This is a genomic window from Candidatus Marimicrobium litorale (genome assembly GCF_026262645.1).
Classification (GTDB): domain Bacteria; phylum Pseudomonadota; class Gammaproteobacteria; order Pseudomonadales; family Halieaceae; genus Marimicrobium; species Marimicrobium litorale.
The window spans coordinates 29,714-44,758 of sequence record NZ_SHNO01000001.1; the positions used below are offsets into that span (position 1 = coordinate 29,714).

The window sequence follows — 15,045 nt, forward strand, 5'->3', positions numbered from 1 at the left end:
GCAAGCCCGCTGGCTACCCCGTCGGCGATGGGTCGCCATACAAGGTATGATGGCGCCGTTATTTCAGCGAGTGGCGATTGTGCTCGTAGAAATATTTCCGTATCAGTAAGCTGTGAACGTGTTGTGTGGAGATCTTATGATAAGCGCGGTGAGGATTAATGAGACCGGTGGGCCCGAGGTTATGGAGCTGCAGGATGTGGCGATTGGGCCCCCTGGCCCAGGTATGGTGACGGTGGCGAACAAGGCGATCGGGTTGAACTATATCGATACCTATCACCGCAGTGGTCTCTATCCACTGCCATTGCCGACGGGGCTCGGACTGGAAGGCGCGGGGGAAGTGCAGGCTGTTGGCGAAGGTGTAGATCTGGTCGAAGGCGATCGGGTGGCGTATTGCTCTGCCGGCTTTGGTGCTTACGCGGAGGCAATTAATCTGCCAGCGATGCGACTGGTGAAGATACCGCAGGGAGTGGGCTTCGAGCAGGCGGCAGCGGTGCTGTTGAAGGGGCAGACCGCGGAGTATCTGCTGCAGCGCACCTATCCGATAAAGGCGGGGGAACCCTGCCTATTTCACGCGGCAGCGGGTGGTGTCGGGTTGTTGTTTGGTCAGTGGGCTAGAAACATTGGCGCTACTGTTATCGGTACTGTCGGATCTGAAGAAAAGGCCGTATTAGCACGGGCGCATGGTTATACTCATGTCATAAACTACCGCACCGAGGATGTCCTTACCCGCGTGCTCGAGATCACTGGCGGCGAAAAACTGCCTGTAGTTTACGATGGCGTGGGCCGGGATACCTTCGAGGTGTCACTGGACTGCCTGAGACCAAGGGGGCTGATGGTCAGTTTCGGCAATGCCTCGGGTGCGCCAGCGCCGCTCGATTTACAAATATTGGCCAACAAGGGTTCCCTGTTTATAACAAGACCTACAATGTTGACCTATACCGCCAGTGAGGCGGAGCTGCAGCAGTCGTCGGAGGATGTATTTTCGCGTGTTGTCTCAGGCGAATTGATGGTGGAGATCAATCAACGCTATGCGCTGCAGGATGTTCAACAGGCGCATCGGGATCTGGAGAGTCGCAAGACCAGTGGTTCCACGATTCTTGTCCCCTGACTAGCATAGGACGATCGTTGCAATGGAGTGTGAGTGAATGAGTGATTTTCGTGTACGGGAGCGTTGTCATGCAGGTTAGGCCGGTGGTACTCGCGGGTCGCCGGGTGCGCCTTGCCCCACTGGATGCGGACCATGCACAAGGACTTTATAATCGCGGGCAGCAGCAGAGAGATTGGGACTATCTGCCCCGTCCGTGCTTTATCGACCTGGCAGATACGCGTCACTGGATTGATGAAGCGCTGTCAGCCAGCGATCAGGTAGCTTTCGCCATCGTGGAAAATGGTCGGGGGCGTGCAGTCGGCAGCACGCGTTATCTCAACATTAGGCCAGAGCACCGTAGTCTGGAGATTGGCTGGACGTGGTTGGGCCGCGACTGGCAGCGAACCGCGTTAAACACAGAGACAAAATTGCTGTTGCTGACACATGCTTTCGAGCAGCTGGGCTGCGTGCGGGTAGAGTTCAAGACGGATTTGCGTAACGAGCGCTCACAGAAGGCACTGCAGCGAATGGGCGCGACGCGGGAGGGCGTGCTGCGCAATCATATGATCGTTCAGGGCAGCCACGTGCGCGATTCGGTTTACTACAGCGTAATCGACCGGGAATGGCCGACTGTCAAACAGCAACTGCTGAAGCTTCTTGCGCGTACGAAGGGGGCATAGTGATCAGGTAATGGTGGCCTGAACCTTCTCGTTATCGGAGAAGCTGTCGGCGAAGAGAGCTGTAGAGAGGTAACGTTCGCCGGAATCCGGCAGGATAGCGACAATGAGCTTTCCTTTATTTTCCGCCTGCTGAGATAGCCGGTGAGCGACTGCCATAGCTGCGCCGGAGGAAATGCCCGCGAGGATACCCTCTCTTTGCATCAGTTTGTGCGCCCACTCCATGGCCTCTTCGCTCGACACCTGCTCTACCTGGTCGACCAGATCCAGCTGCAAGTTCTGCGGCACGAAGCCTGCACCAATGCCCTGTATTTTGTGCGGAGCATGGGTGGGGTCTGCGCCGGCTTTGGCAGCAGTGATCATGGTCGTGGTGTCCGGCTCTACCGCCACACAAAGCACGTTCTTGCCGCGCGTTTTCTTCAGGTATGAGGCGACACCGCTGATGGTGCCACCGGTGCCTACGCCGGACACAAAGATGTCGACGTCACCCTCCGTATCATCCCAGATTTCGGGCCCCGTAGTCTGCTCATGGACAGCCGGATTAGCGGGATTCTCGAACTGGTGTGGCCCCCAGTACTTGCCCGGATCTGAGCTGATGATGGTGTCCGCCCGTTCTATCGCGGCGGGGATGCCTTTGGCGCCGTCAGTGAGAATGATCTCGGCCCCCAATGATTTCATTAACATGCGACGCTCAAGGCTCATTGTATTGGGCATTGTCAGGATGCAGTTATAGCCTCGGGCGGCGGCCACAAATGCCAGGGCAATCCCGGTATTGCCGCTGGTGGGTTCGACGATTGTCATACCAGGCTTGAGGCTGCCATCTTTTTCTGCTGCGGCGACCATGCTGGCGCCGATGCGACATTTCACCGACATAGCGGGGTTGCGATTCTCCAGCTTGCCGTAGATGTTGCCATCGCTGATGTGATTTATTTTGACCAGGGGTGTGCCACCGATGGTCTCTGCGTTGTTTTGATAAAGTTTTGTCATTGTGAGCCGTATTCCACAGGTCGAATTTTGTTAACAGACTAGCTCTGATGACGGGTAGTGTCCATCTCGGGAGCTCAATCCTGAGATCGTAGGATAATTCGCGTCAGGAGTGAACTTTATCCGGGAGGCGGAGTCATAATGGTACGGTAGCCGCTGCCCATGAACGCTGGAGTGAGCTTGTGTAGCGGATATGCCGAGCTGGATTCCATCCAGGTCACGCACTATGAAGTGAGGGTAGTTGCCTCTTTGAACCGGTCTTCTTATGGCCGGTTTTTTTATTTTCTGTTGCCTACAGCGGTTTGTTCCGTTGCCAGCGACAGGGAGCCGAGTGTTTGTGGCCCCAACAGGGTCTCTTTCAGTTCGCCGCGGGGGGACACGATCAGCGTAGTTGGCAGCGCCACGGGTCGCGGGATGCCCAATTGGCCGGATGGGTCATGCTTGAGCGTGGGAAAGGCAACGCCCAGCGAGCGGGTCTGGTTGTCGAGGTCAGCGCCGGTCGCGCCATCATAGTTGACGCCAAGTACGGTCACCGTGTCATACGCCTCGTTCAGTGCGTTCAATTCTGGAATTTCTTCAATGCAGGGTTTACACCACTGGGCCCAGTAGTTAATGACGACCCACTGGCCCCGCAATTCGTCCAGCTCAGGCGCGGGTGCTTCGCCTTTGTCCGCACAGGCTGTGAGCAGGGTCAGCAAGAGTATGGCTGCCGCGCGCCTCATTTTTGAAATAGAGCCACAAGGCTGTCAGACAGCAGCGTTCTTTGATCCTTCTGTTCCGCAACCAGCAGCCCCTCTGCTGCGCCAAGCCACCCATCTGCTTCTTGCCCAAACTGCTGGTCAAGGGATAGCTCGCCTTCTATCCACTCCTTTAGCTGCCAGAAAGAGACGGTATTGAGATCCCGGCTGAGCAGATAATGGCCCTTGTCGTTTTGGGTAATGATGCGCTGATCGAGGAGAATATTGCGTATTGTTCCCCATGTTTCACTGTCTAGTCCGCGCACGATTTCGTGCTTATTATTGAGTAATTCGAGCTCGCGTACCGCATCACCGCTAAGCTGTTTTTGCCAGAATAAGTGCAGTACCTGGAGCGCCTTCATGACGATGGGTCGCTCTGCCTGTTCGCGACTCTGGTAGGCAGACAGGCTGTGCACCAGAATGCCGCCCATCAAGACGATATTCCACGACAGATAAACCCAGAGCAAAAACAAAGGTACCGCCGCGAATGCCCCATAGATGAACGTAATACTCGATTCGGCAACCAGTTGGGTAAACAGGCTGCGGGCCGCGTGAAAAACCAGTGCCACAATAAGGCCGCCTATCATAACGTGCTTGAACGGCACACGGCAGTTAGGTACAGCGGCGTACATCAGGCTGAAACCCATCGTGGATAATAGCAGTGGCGTTATGCGCAACAGAGCGGCTTGGGCGCCAAAAATATCATAAGACGCGAGGGTGTCTGTGAATGAGGAAAGATAGGTGCTCATCGCCAATGCCAGGCCGATCAAAATCGGCGCCAGTGTCAGCACAGCCCAATACAACAGGAAGCTGGACAGGGGGCTGCGATTCTCTCTCGCACGCCATATCAGGTTAAAGGCTTTTTCAATATTGCGCAGCATGAGTACCGCGGTGACCAGCAGAAAAGCAACTCCCGGTCCGGTCAGGTTTTTTGCCTGCTGTGAAAAGTTTTCCAGATAGCCTTCAATCTCTGCGCTGCTCTGCGGCACCATGTGTTTGAACAGAAGCGTTTGCATCTGGCTTTCGGCGCCCTGGAATGCAGGGATGGCAGAGGCCATGGTGTAGAGCACGGTCAGGAGCGGGACCAGCGCGAACAGACTCATGTAGGTCAGTGCAGCTGCGTTCTCCGAACAGCGATCCGCACCAAACCGCCCAATGAGGTAAGTTATCCGACGCCAGATTTCACGGATGATCGAGATAGGGTTCATGGCAATAGTATGGCATGAAGGGGGTGGCCGCTGCACGGGCTGAATCACATGCATTCCGCTTTCAGGCACTGTGTCTGCTGCATTTTTGGTATACTTGCTGTCCTGTCAATATCGCCCAGAGGTCTTGCATGGCTGACGTTACTATTTACCATAATCCCCGGTGTTCAAAGTCGCGCACCACACTCGCGCTGCTAGAGGAAAACGATGTGACCCCGAGTGTCGTGCTTTACCTTGACACACCTCCAGATGCGAGCGAGATCAAGGGTCTACTGAAGAAGCTGAATATCAGCGCAGGAGAACTGGTGAGGCGGGGTGAGGCCGACTACAAAGCCAGCGGGCTGGGCAAGGAGTCGGTTGAGGCGGATATCGTTGCGGCCATGGCCGAGTATCCCAAACTGATTGAGCGCCCTATCGTCGTAAAAGGCGCTAAGGCGGTGCTGGGCCGGCCACCGGAAAATGTTCTGGCGTTGATCGGTTGATGGCCGACGCGTATGTGCTGGTGCTTTATTACTCCCGCAACGGATCTACGGCGATGATGGCGCAACAGGTGGCGCGAGGGGTTGAGCTCGTCGAAGGCATGTCGGCACGCGTGAGAACGGTGCCCCCGGTGTCCGCCAGTAATGAAAAGACGGAAGCAGAAATACCTGAAACAGGTCCCCTGTATTGCGAGCCCGAAGATCTCTCCGGTTGTTCCGGACTTGTGCTGGGAAGTCCGACGCGCTTGGGTAACATGGCCGCGCCGTTGAAGTATTTTATCGATCAGACATCTGCTTTATGGCTCAGCGGTGCGCTCATTGACAAGCCTGCGGCCGTGTTCAGCTCTACCTCCAGTATGCACGGTGGTCAGGAGTCGACGCTGCTTAGCATGATGTTGCCGTTACTCCATCATGGCATGATTATTACGGGTATTCCCTACAGTGAAAGCGGATTGATGACCACCACCTCCGGGGGCACTCCCTACGGTGCATCCCATTGGGGCGGCGCCGATAATCGACGCGAATTGGATGACGTGGAGGCACGGTTGTGTCGTGCACTGGGGCAGCGTGTGGCGGGTTTGGCATTGAGGGCCACAGAATGAGCGAGCGCTTGTGTAGTATTGCCAGTCGCTGTATGTGGGCGGCATACGTCGGCTTGCTTCTGCAGCAGTCGCTGGATGCTTTTTTACACCAGGCGCCCTGGTTTATCTGGCTGGTGAAGTTGTTACCGTTGTTGATTTTTTTACCTGGGATGCTCAAGGACAGGTTGCGCACTCTCATCTGGTTATGTTTTGTCTGCCTGGGTTATTTTCTGATACTGGTGCAGCGAATTTTCGCTGAGCCCGACAGTCCGGTCGTGATCAGCGGATTAGTGGGTGTTGTGATACTGTTTGTCGCCGCCATGATGTACGTGCGCTGGCGGGCCAGAGCGTTGCGTGGCGACTGAGCCGACTGGAGATAAAGTCATGAGTAAACCATCATTGTTGCGCCGGATAGCCGCGGGAACCTGGACGGCGATTACACGTATCCGGCTCGCCATGGCCAATATTCTGTTTCTGGTCCTACTGGCGCTTATCTATTTTGTCTACATGGGCGGCGGGCCTGAGCCCCTTCCAGAGCAGGCGGCACTGTTGCTGAATGTCAGTGGCACAGTGGTAGATCAGAAGACTGCGGTGAATCCACTGCAGGCAGTACTTTCGGAGCCGTCGCCAGAACAGCACGAGGTGTTACTCAGAGATATTATCGAGTCGATTGAGTACGCTGCAGATGACCCTGCGATTAATTCTCTTGTCATGGAGCTGGATTCCCTCGTGTATCTCGGGATCAGCAAGACACAGGAGATTACTCCCGCGCTGGAGGCTTTTCGGGAAACGGGCAAACCCATAATCGCGCTTGGCGACTACTACACTCAGGATCAGTATTTGCTGGCCAGTTATGCGGATACAGTGATTTCTCACCCCCTGGGTGGTGTCATGCTCGAGGGGTTCAGCAGTTATCGTAATTACTTTCGTGAGGCGCTGGACAAGCTCTCAATTAACGTACACGTTTTTCGGGCAGGGGAACAGAAGTCTTACGTCGAGCCCTTTTTGCGCGATGATATGTCCGAGCCGGTGAAAGAGCTTACGGCTCGTTGGTTGGGAGACCTCTGGCAGCAATACACGTCTACGGTAGAGTTGCAGCGTAACCTTACTGAGGGAGCACTGGATAACTACGTCAATAACTTGCCGGATTTACTTCGTCAGCAGGGCGGTGATGCAGGGCAGGCGGCGCTGAAAGCGGGTCTGATAGACAAACTGTTAGGCCGGTCGGAAGGCAATGATTATCTTGTCCAGCTGGTTGGCGCCAGCAACGATGACGGTCTTTATGAGGCGATAGAATTTGAGCGCTACGTGGGCCGCAAGAGGCCTATGCAGCTAGGAACTGCAGCAGGTGATCGCATTGGTGTTATTACGGCCACCGGAAATATTCTGCCCGGTGACCAACCGCCGGGAAATATCGGTGGTGATTCCCTCGCACGGCTGATCCGGGGTGCTGTCGACGAAGACGATATCAAGGCAATCGTATTGCGAGTTAATAGCGGGGGAGGCAGTTACTTTGCTTCTGAGATTGTTCGCCAGCAAATTCTATACGCCCGTGAAAAAGAGAAGCCCTTAATAGTGTCCATGGGTGCTGTAGCTGCCTCGGGCGGTTATTACATTGCCGCCGATGCCACTGAAATCTGGGCGACTCCGGCAACTATCACCGGCAGTATCGGCGTCTTCGCTGCCTTCCCAACATTTGAGGGCTTGTTGCAGCGAATGGGCATTCATACTGACGGTGTTGGCACCACTAAACTGGCCGGTGCCCTGCGACCAGATCGTCCGGTAAAACCGGAGCAGAAAGCCGTTATTAACAGTGGCATTGAGTTTGCCTACAGGAATTTCTTGCAGGTTGTGGCAGATGGCAGAGAGATGAGTGTGGAGAGCGTCGACCCTCTCGCTCAGGGTCGTGTGTGGAGTGCTGCAGATGCTCTGGAATCAGGTCTGATCGATCAGCTGGGAGGGCTTGAGGAGGCGATTGCTTCTGCTGCTGAGCATGCGGGCCTGTCGGACTACAAAGTGGATTTTGTAGAGCTGCCCGTATCGCCCCGGGAGCTGTTGATGAGGCAACTGGCCAACCGCGGTATGAGCCTGAACCTGTGGGAAGAGTCTGCTACTGGCGCTATGTTTCTTCGCCTCATGTTGCCAGTGCGAGCTGCTGTCCGCGAATTAACGACGTTGCAGGATCCGAATCATCTGTATGTACGATGTCTGGCCTGCGGATTGACGCCTGAGCTTTAGGGGCTGCCCAGTTCTGGCTTTCCAGTCACGGTGTTCGATTTGCCACGCGCTGCCCACCATATCCCGAGGTCCTGAAGAATCATGTAAAGACAGGGTATGAGCAGCAGTGTGATGACAGTGGCAAATACAATGCCATAGGCCAGCGATATAGCCATAGGCACCATGGACTCCGCTTGGGCGGTTTTTTCCAGCAACATGGGTGCCAGACCAAAGAATGTAGTGAGGGAGGTCAGCAGGATGGCTCGAAAGCGCCGTGTCCCTGCATCAACGACCGCGTCGAACCGCTCTTTGCCTTCTGCGATCGCCTTGTTGACGAAATCGACCATGATCAGACTATCGTTCACCACAACACCGCTCAGGGCGATCACGCCCATCAGGGACATCATGCTCAGGGGGTGTCCCATGACCCAGTGGCCAAAAATCGCGCCAATCATGCCAAAGGGTATAACGCCCATTATGATCAGTGGCTGCAGATAGGATTTTGTTGGGATCGCGAGCAGAGCATAGACCCCAAACAACGCGAGGCCAAAGCCGACAATCATGCTTACCGCTAACTTCGCCTCCTCGTCGGCGGCACCAGAGATACCGTAAGTGAGGCCGGGGTATTTTTTCTGCAGTTCCGGTATCAGATTTGTCTCTATATCTTTCATGATCCGGTCTGGTTCGACCGTGCGCTTGTTGGCTTCGGCAGTCAGTTCCGCTGCGCGCTGGTAGTTGATGCGAGTTGCCTTTATCAGCCCCTGTTTGACGTCCAGTTGTGCGACCGTCTGGAAGGGCACCTCGTCGCCGCTCGGTGTGCGGATGTACATATTCTTGAGCGCGTTTACGTTTTCCCGGTCCGCCTTCGGATAACGTACCATCACCTTGATTTCATCCATGCCGCGCTGCACTCGCTGTGCTTCGGCACCGTAAAAGGCGTGGCGCACCTGGCTGCCGAGGTCGAAACGCGTGATGCCGAGGGACTCTGCCTCAGGCAGGACGTCCAGGTGAAATTCGTCCGTGGTATCGCTCACGCCATTGCGAATGTCATACAAACCCTCGTAGTGACGCAGGGCTTCTTCAAAGTCCGCGGCAGCCTTGCCCAGTGTGGCGAAATCGCGATGCATCAGGTCGAAGGCGATAGATGGGCCGAAACTGGGGCCCTCGACACTGGTAACAGCGAACACCTCGGCGCCGTGGATTTGACCGACGGTGTCCCGCCAGCGTTGCTCGACTTCACGCGTACTAATACTGCGCTTGTCCTCTCGCGTCAGTTCAACGTCGATGCGCCCGTTTATTCTGTCAAAAACGTAGGTGGCCATGTGCTCCAGCAACTGCTCTTCTTCGCCAATTTCCAGCAGGTAGTTTTCTTCCATGGTGCTGAATGCCTGGGCAATCTCGGAAACGACTTGCTGCGTGCGTTCTTCGGGCACGCCCTGAGACATGCGCAGCTCGACGGTGAGGAACTCTCCAGGGGTGTCCGGTGCCAGCACGGTGCGCACCGCTCCTCCAGCCAGCAGTCCTGCCGAGAGGATTAGGAGTGACAAGAAAAAAGCCAGAGTCATGTAGCGATTCTTCACGCATTTCAACATAAACGGCTTGTAGCGAAAATCTATGAAGAAGCGCAGTCGCTTGTTCACTTTTTCCTGTACGCCATCGATCTTGAGCAGTATGCGGTTACGCGCAGGTTTGCTGTGTGCGAGGTGCGCGGGCAGAATCCATTTTGACTCGACCAGTGAGAAACATAGACACAGAATAACCACCCAACCACACGCCTCTGGAAACGCGCCGAACACGCCCTGAATAAACAGGGATGGCAAGAACGCCATGATGGTAGTCAAGACACCGAAGGTGGCGGGAGTGGCGACCCGGTAGACGCCGTCGACAACGCTTTTGATGCTGTGGCCGTGCTTTTCCTGTTCGGCGTAGGCACTCTCACCCATGATGATGGCATCGTCCACTACGATACCCAGCACCAGTATGAAGCCAAAAATACTGATCATATTCAGGCTTGCATCGATATAGGCTGTATTGATCAGTGTCATGGCGCCGAGGAAGCACACTGGAATGCCCATCATTACCCAAAACGCCAGCTTGATCTCGAGAAAAAGGGCAAGAATAATGAAGACAAGCAGTGCACCCAGGGCGAGGTTCTTCAGCATCATGGAGAGCCGACCCTTCAGGTAGTAGGTGGAGTCGCCCCAAATAGTCAGAGACACATCGTCCGGTAGTTGGTGCGTTTTGTTTGCAACAAACGCCTTTGCTGCATCGGCTGTTTCAATGATGTCTTGTTTGCCCATTGCGAACACGTTGATGCCTAGCGAGTATTGTCCGTTAAAGGCAGCAAACCCCTGCGCATCTACGAACCCATCCTTCACCGTAGCAATATCGCCAAGCATAAGTCGTGTGCCATCCGGCCAGGTTTTTAGCAGGATCGCTTCGAAGTCCTGCTGCACGTAAGCCTGTCCCATCGTTCGGAGCATGATTTCGCCGTTTTCCGTGCGCACGGAGCCCGCTGGCAGATCCAGCGATGACGCCGAGATGATGTTGGCGACATCCCCGAGGGAAAGATGATATTCCCGTAGCAACGGCTCCGATATTTCCACAGAGATTTCGTATTCTCGAGCCCCGACGACGGACGCAGCGGAAACCGAAGGATAGGTAAGTATTTCGCGGCGCAGATCATCAGCCAGCGATTTCATACTGCGCTCGCCGATATCACCCGACAGCTGCAGTGTCAGCGCTGGAAACAACAGCTCTGGCTGGCTTATGACCGGTTTTTCTGCTTCCTCGGGAAAATGCTGGATCGCGTCGACACGATTCTGAATATCGGTCATCAGTTTGCGAAGTTCTATTCCGTCGTGCGGTTCGATCATCATCATGGCAGCAGACTCAAACGAGTCAGATTCTACGCGCTTGATGCCATCGAGATCGTTGATGGCTTCCTCGATCTTGAGAACTAGTCCTTGCTCTACTTCTTCAGGAGCTGCGCCAGGATAGGCCAGATCAATCACGATCATTTTTATATCGAGCATTGGGAACATGGCGCGCTGGATATTCAGTGCTGAGCCAAGCCCTACGATAATAATCACCAGCATAAGCAGGTTCGCCGCCACTGGATTGTAGGCGAACCAAGCGATAATTCCCTTGCGTTCGGACGGTTGCATCAGCTGTCAGCTTTCTGCGCGTGAGGTTTGGGCCGGGGCCTTAGAGACTTCGGCGTTACCGTGCCCCTGTGCATCTGCAGGCATGCCGCTTTTGTCCAGCTGGTTCGTGGGTGTTTGCGACTGTATAACGATCTCTGAGCCGTCGAAGGAGTTGTCCAGTGTGGTCAGCGATACGAGGTCGCCGTTGTTAAGGCCGCCACTGACATAAATAAAATCACCGCCCGTGTTAAGCAGCGTGACCTTGCGGTTGCGCAGCCGCTTGCGCTCATCGACAACCCAGACGATATCGCCGGCGCGCAGGACATATCGGGGTAGCGTAACAATGTCTTTCAGCTCTCTACCTTCGATATTGGCATTGACAAACGTACCTATGCGCAGTGGTTCTCCGCTTTTCTGGTTCAGGTCGTAAGGATCGTCGATGCGTGCAACTGCATACAGCGAGCGGGATCGCTCGTCAAAAACGCCCTCAGTGCGGTGCAGATGCGCAGTCCAGTGGTTGATTTCGCCAGCGACGTCCGTGTAAAGGTCGATGACTGAACCCTCACCCGTTTCCCTGGGGCCGGGCAGATCGAGATAGTCAAGCCGATTCTGGGGTATGGGTAGGCGAACCTCGGCTGTTTCTATCGAAAAAATATTAGCCAGTGCGCTGCCGGGTGCGACGAATTGCCCCAGCTCACTCTGTTTGTGGCGGATCAGCGCTGCGTAGGGTGCCCTGATAATGGTGCGTTCAAGATTGTCCTGAGCTGTGTTCAGATCAGCCTGGGCGGCAAGCATTTGTGCCTGCGCCTGTGCCAATTGCGGTTGTCTCAGGTAAAGCGCTTTGGCCTCTTCGCTACGTTGGCTGCCCTTGGGTAACTTCTTCCATTCACTTTCGGCAACCTTTGCCATGCCTTTTTCCTGCGCCAGGCTGCTTTGCGCAACCTTTAGTGCGGCTTCCGCACGCAGCTGGTTTGTCTCGTGATCACGCGGATCAATACGCAACAGCATTGCATCTTTATCGACGAATCCGCCCACTGTAAAGGACGGTGATACTTCGATGATGCGGCCACTGACCTCCGCTAGAAGCGAAGTCTCCTGCAGTGGTGTAACCGTTCCCTGTGCTTGCACCTCGATGCGTAAATTTTGTTTTACTACTTCGGCAACATCAATGGATACGGGCGTGTAAACAGGCACTGCAATTTCGGTAGGTGGCCGATTGATATACAACAGCAGCGTAATGGCGGCTGAGCCTGCCAGCATGGTGAGCGAGATCAAGAGCTGCTTTTTTCTTGAGGCCAAAATGTGTTCCAGTCGTTGTCTTGCGTGGTTGGAGAAGGAACCGTTCCGTGGCAGGGGTGACGCCTAATGCTTCCGGGCGAGTTTTATACCATAATAAGCAGGCTTTTTACTGTGAAATACTTGTAATGAATCGGTTATAGCGGCCCTAATTGCCCGGCCAGCGGTCGCTTGTGGCCCACAAAACGTGATGGAGATAACACTTATGGCTACTCGCTTCGAAAAACCCGCAGACTTGCTCGATGCGGTAGGAAAGCACCTGGGCTTCAGCGATTGGGAGACAGTTGATCAGCAGCGCATTGATCAGTTTGCCAATGCCACTGGAGATCACCAGTGGATTCACGTAGATCCAGAGAAAGCAGCAGATGGGCCTTTTGGTAAAACCATTGCGCACGGCTATCTCACGTTATCCATGGCGAACCTTTTCCTGCCCCAGGTGATGCAGGTCGATAACACCTCCATGGGCGTCAACTATGGTTGTGAGAAAGTGCGCTTTCCGTCGCCGGTACCGGTTGGCAGCCGAATTCGCGGTGGGGGTGAAGTGATGAGTGTCGAAGAGGTCAAGGGCGGTATTCAGGTCGTTGTGCGCATGACTATTGAAATTGAGGGCGCGGATCGACCCGCGTGCGTGGTGGATACTATTAGCCGTTTCTACCCCTGATGGGATGACGGTGTATTCGTCGCAAAGGAGATATTTTTGCTGGAGATTAGCGATATAGTGGAGCCGGTCTATCCTGCAGCGACCATTGTGTTGCTGCGCGACGGGCAGACCGGACTCGAGGCTCTGCTCGTGCAGCGCAGCAGGGAAGTGAAGCACATGGGTGGTATGTGGGTGTTTCCTGGTGGCAAGGTTGACGAGGCAGATTATTCCGGCAACCCAGATGATTACTCGGCCGCGGTCAATGCCGCTATTCGTGAAACGCGCGAGGAAGCAGGCCTTGAGGTGCATGCGGATCAGCTGACATACCTGTCTCACTGGACGACCCCGGAAGGGGCCAAGCGGCGTTTTGCGACCTGGTTTTTCGTGGCTATTCTGAAAGAGCATCAGGAGGTGCAAGTGGATGGAGGAGAAATTGCCAGGCATCGATGGGTGAAACCAACGAGCGCTTTGGAAGAATCCGCCAGCGCTGAACATGCTATGCGCCTGATGCCTCCCACCTACGTTAGCTTGGTGCAGATCGCCGATTGCGAGACCTGTGCGCAAGTCAGCGATCGGTTAAGTGTGACCGAGCCGCTCGTCTATGCCCCGCGGATGGTCCCAATCGATGGGGGAATCTGCTTTCTGTACGCAGCTGATGTTGGATACGCGGAAGGGACGCTCGATGCAGAAGGGCGGCGCCATCGCCTTTACATGGTCAATGACCGCTTAGATTACGTATGTGATGCCTGATGGCGAGCGTGCACACGCAGGTGCAGAGGCACAATGAAGCTGACTGGTGCCGGCTTGGTCAGCGTTTGACAATGACCGAGCTGCCGTGCCCGAACAGGCCCTGGTTGGCGGTTATGCCAACCCTCGCTCCCTCAACCTGACGATCCCCTGCGTCGCCGCGCAGCTGCCATGTCAGCTCGCAGACCTGTGCCAGTGCCTGGGCGGGAACGGCCTCGCCAAAGCAGGCCAGCCCACCGGACACGTTAATCGGTGTTTTGCCGCCAAGCGCCGTGTCACCTTTGCGCAGCATAGCGGCTGCCTCGCCACGTGGTGCCAGTTGCAGATCCTCGATCCAGTCCAGTTCCAACGCGGTAGACAGGTCATAGACCTCTGCGAGGTCTACGTCCTCCGGACCAATGCCCGCCTCTTCGTAAGCTTTCACCGGCAGGCTGGCCCGGTAGGCCATTGCCTCGACCCCGTCTGCTGCCGCGGAGTCTGTGGCAATGTCCGGCATTTCCACTACGGCGCTGGCGAAGGTGGGCGTTACCGTTGAAATAGCGGCTATCCGCGGGGCGTCCCCGCGGCCTAATTTGCGAGCATACTCCAGGCTGGAGACAATCAGGGCCGCGCCCCCATCGCTGGTTGCACAAATATCCATCAGCCGCAGGGGGTCCGCGACCATGGCAGACGCCGCGACATCCTCGGCGCTGAAACATTTGCGGTAGCGTGCCCGGGGGTTCTTGCTACCGACCAGAGAATTCTTGACCTTCACTGCGGCGAAGTCCTCCAGCGTATCGCCGTAGAGATCCATGCGACGCCGTGCATACAGTGCGAAATAAGTGGGGTTAGTGATGCCCAGGTAGAATCTGACCCAATCCGGATCTTCTGGACGATATCCGCCCGCTGGGGCCAGAAAACCCTTGGGCGTGGTATCCGCCCCCACTACCAACGCCACATCGCAGGCGCCGGAAAGAATCTTGTTGCGCGCAGCCGCCAGGGCCTGCGAGCCGGAGGCGCAAGCCGCATAGGACGTGTTGACTTCAGCACCTTGCCAGCCCAGAGCCTGCGCGAATGTGGCCCCCGCCACGTAGCCTGGGTAGCCGCAGCGTATCGTAGCGCCGCCAGACACATAGGCGATGTCCTGCCAGGGTATTTCGGCGTCTGCCAGTGCTTCTCTTGCAGCAGCCACGCCGTACTGGACAAAGTTGTGGCCCCACTTGCCCCAGGGGTGCATGCCCGCGCCGAGAATCGCGATTTCATTGGACAT

14 protein-coding genes are annotated in these 15,045 nt (G+C 55.6%); 8 read left to right on the forward strand and 6 right to left on the reverse strand.

Annotated elements, in window-relative coordinates; translation table 11 throughout:
- Positions 1 to 136 precede the first annotated feature (136 nt).
- Both EYC82_RS00150 and EYC82_RS00155 read left to right on the forward strand, forming a co-directional pair.
- On the forward strand, positions 137 to 1,108 hold the full coding sequence (locus EYC82_RS00150) for a quinone oxidoreductase family protein (protein WP_279247529.1): 972 nt from the start codon (positions 137 to 139) through the stop codon (positions 1,106 to 1,108).
- Between the two features lie 68 nt (positions 1,109 to 1,176).
- Positions 1,177 to 1,767: a GNAT family N-acetyltransferase gene (locus EYC82_RS00155; protein ID WP_279247530.1), complete on the forward strand. Its 591-nt coding sequence runs from the start codon at positions 1,177 to 1,179 to the stop codon at positions 1,765 to 1,767.
- A gap of 3 nt (positions 1,768 to 1,770) precedes the next feature.
- On the opposite strand, the gene cysK is transcribed toward EYC82_RS00155, so the two are convergent.
- The 3 genes from cysK to EYC82_RS00170 all read right to left on the reverse strand — a co-directional run bounded on the left by cysK (position 1,771) and on the right by EYC82_RS00170 (position 4,747).
- Positions 1,771 to 2,751, reverse strand: coding sequence for a cysteine synthase A (cysK, locus tag EYC82_RS00160; protein WP_279247531.1), 981 nt, complete (start codon positions 2,749 to 2,751; stop codon positions 1,771 to 1,773).
- 275 nt (positions 2,752 to 3,026) lie between these two features.
- The gene (locus EYC82_RS00165; RefSeq protein ID WP_279247532.1) at positions 3,027 to 3,470 is read right to left on the reverse strand and encodes a TlpA disulfide reductase family protein; all 444 of its coding nucleotides are present in this window, start codon (positions 3,468 to 3,470) and stop codon (positions 3,027 to 3,029) included.
- Complete coding sequence (locus tag EYC82_RS00170; RefSeq protein WP_279247533.1) at positions 3,467 to 4,747, reverse strand: YihY family inner membrane protein; 1,281 nt, start codon at positions 4,745 to 4,747, stop codon at positions 3,467 to 3,469. The genes EYC82_RS00165 and EYC82_RS00170 overlap by 4 nt, the downstream gene beginning before the upstream one ends.
- A 74-nt stretch (positions 4,748 to 4,821) precedes the next feature.
- On the opposite strand from EYC82_RS00170, the gene arsC reads away from it, so the two are divergent.
- From arsC to sppA, 4 genes are read left to right on the forward strand one after another with little or no spacing between them, the layout of a single operon-like run.
- Positions 4,822 to 5,172 carry an arsenate reductase (glutaredoxin) gene (gene arsC, locus EYC82_RS00175; protein WP_279247534.1) on the forward strand — a complete coding sequence of 117 codons (351 nt, stop codon included), beginning with the start codon at positions 4,822 to 4,824 and terminating at the stop codon, positions 5,170 to 5,172.
- Positions 5,172 to 5,771, forward strand: coding sequence for an NAD(P)H:quinone oxidoreductase (gene wrbA / locus EYC82_RS00180; protein WP_279247535.1), 600 nt, complete (start codon positions 5,172 to 5,174; stop codon positions 5,769 to 5,771). Before arsC ends, wrbA begins: the two co-directional genes overlap by 1 nt.
- Complete coding sequence (locus EYC82_RS00185; protein ID WP_279247536.1) at positions 5,768 to 6,115, forward strand: DUF2069 domain-containing protein; 348 nt, start codon at positions 5,768 to 5,770, stop codon at positions 6,113 to 6,115. Before wrbA ends, EYC82_RS00185 begins: the two co-directional genes overlap by 4 nt.
- A 19-nt stretch (positions 6,116 to 6,134) precedes the next feature.
- Complete coding sequence (sppA, locus tag EYC82_RS00190) at positions 6,135 to 7,988, forward strand: signal peptide peptidase SppA (RefSeq protein WP_279247537.1); 1,854 nt, start codon at positions 6,135 to 6,137, stop codon at positions 7,986 to 7,988.
- Here the strand turns inward: sppA and EYC82_RS00195 are convergent.
- Positions 7,985 to 11,134, reverse strand: a complete 3,150-nt coding sequence (locus EYC82_RS00195; RefSeq protein WP_279247538.1) for an efflux RND transporter permease subunit — start codon at positions 11,132 to 11,134, stop codon at positions 7,985 to 7,987. The two genes, sppA and EYC82_RS00195, sit on opposite strands and share 4 nt — an antisense overlap.
- A 6-nt stretch (positions 11,135 to 11,140) precedes the next feature.
- Positions 11,141 to 12,412: an efflux RND transporter periplasmic adaptor subunit gene (locus EYC82_RS00200; protein WP_279247539.1), complete on the reverse strand. Its 1,272-nt coding sequence runs from the start codon at positions 12,410 to 12,412 to the stop codon at positions 11,141 to 11,143.
- A 202-nt stretch (positions 12,413 to 12,614) separates the two neighbouring features.
- Here EYC82_RS00200 and EYC82_RS00205 point away from each other — a divergent pair, with 202 nt between their 5' ends.
- The gene (locus EYC82_RS00205) at positions 12,615 to 13,070 is read left to right on the forward strand and encodes a MaoC family dehydratase (protein WP_279247540.1); all 456 of its coding nucleotides are present in this window, start codon (positions 12,615 to 12,617) and stop codon (positions 13,068 to 13,070) included.
- A 36-nt stretch (positions 13,071 to 13,106) separates the two neighbouring features.
- Positions 13,107 to 13,799, forward strand: a complete 693-nt coding sequence (locus tag EYC82_RS00210) for an NUDIX hydrolase (protein ID WP_279247541.1) — start codon at positions 13,107 to 13,109, stop codon at positions 13,797 to 13,799.
- Between the two features lie 58 nt (positions 13,800 to 13,857).
- Here EYC82_RS00210 and EYC82_RS00215 read toward each other — a convergent pair whose 3' ends face one another.
- Positions 13,858 to 15,045, reverse strand: coding sequence for a lipid-transfer protein (locus EYC82_RS00215; protein ID WP_279247542.1), 1,188 nt, complete (start codon positions 15,043 to 15,045; stop codon positions 13,858 to 13,860).

Coding starts and splice junctions, on each gene's coding strand:
- EYC82_RS00155 (WP_279247530.1), top strand. CDS start 1,177: ATGCAGGTTAGGCCGGTGGTACTCGCGGGTCGCCGGGTGCGCCTTGCC.
- cysK (WP_279247531.1), bottom strand. CDS start 2,751: ATGACAAAACTTTATCAAAACAACGCAGAGACCATCGGTGGCACACCC.
- arsC (WP_279247534.1), top strand. CDS start 4,822: ATGGCTGACGTTACTATTTACCATAATCCCCGGTGTTCAAAGTCGCGC.
- EYC82_RS00185 (WP_279247536.1), top strand. CDS start 5,768: ATGAGCGAGCGCTTGTGTAGTATTGCCAGTCGCTGTATGTGGGCGGCA.
- EYC82_RS00195 (WP_279247538.1), bottom strand. CDS start 11,134: ATGCAACCGTCCGAACGCAAGGGAATTATCGCTTGGTTCGCCTACAAT.
- EYC82_RS00165 (WP_279247532.1), bottom strand. CDS start 3,470: ATGAGGCGCGCGGCAGCCATACTCTTGCTGACCCTGCTCACAGCCTGT.
- EYC82_RS00170 (WP_279247533.1), bottom strand. CDS start 4,747: ATGCATGTGATTCAGCCCGTGCAGCGGCCACCCCCTTCATGCCATACT.
- sppA (WP_279247537.1), top strand. CDS start 6,135: ATGAGTAAACCATCATTGTTGCGCCGGATAGCCGCGGGAACCTGGACG.
- wrbA (WP_279247535.1), top strand. CDS start 5,172: ATGGCCGACGCGTATGTGCTGGTGCTTTATTACTCCCGCAACGGATCT.
- EYC82_RS00205 (WP_279247540.1), top strand. CDS start 12,615: ATGGCTACTCGCTTCGAAAAACCCGCAGACTTGCTCGATGCGGTAGGA.
- EYC82_RS00215 (WP_279247542.1), bottom strand. CDS start 15,045: ATGTCCAATGAAATCGCGATTCTCGGCGCGGGCATGCACCCCTGGGGC.
- EYC82_RS00150 (WP_279247529.1), top strand. CDS start 137: ATGATAAGCGCGGTGAGGATTAATGAGACCGGTGGGCCCGAGGTTATG.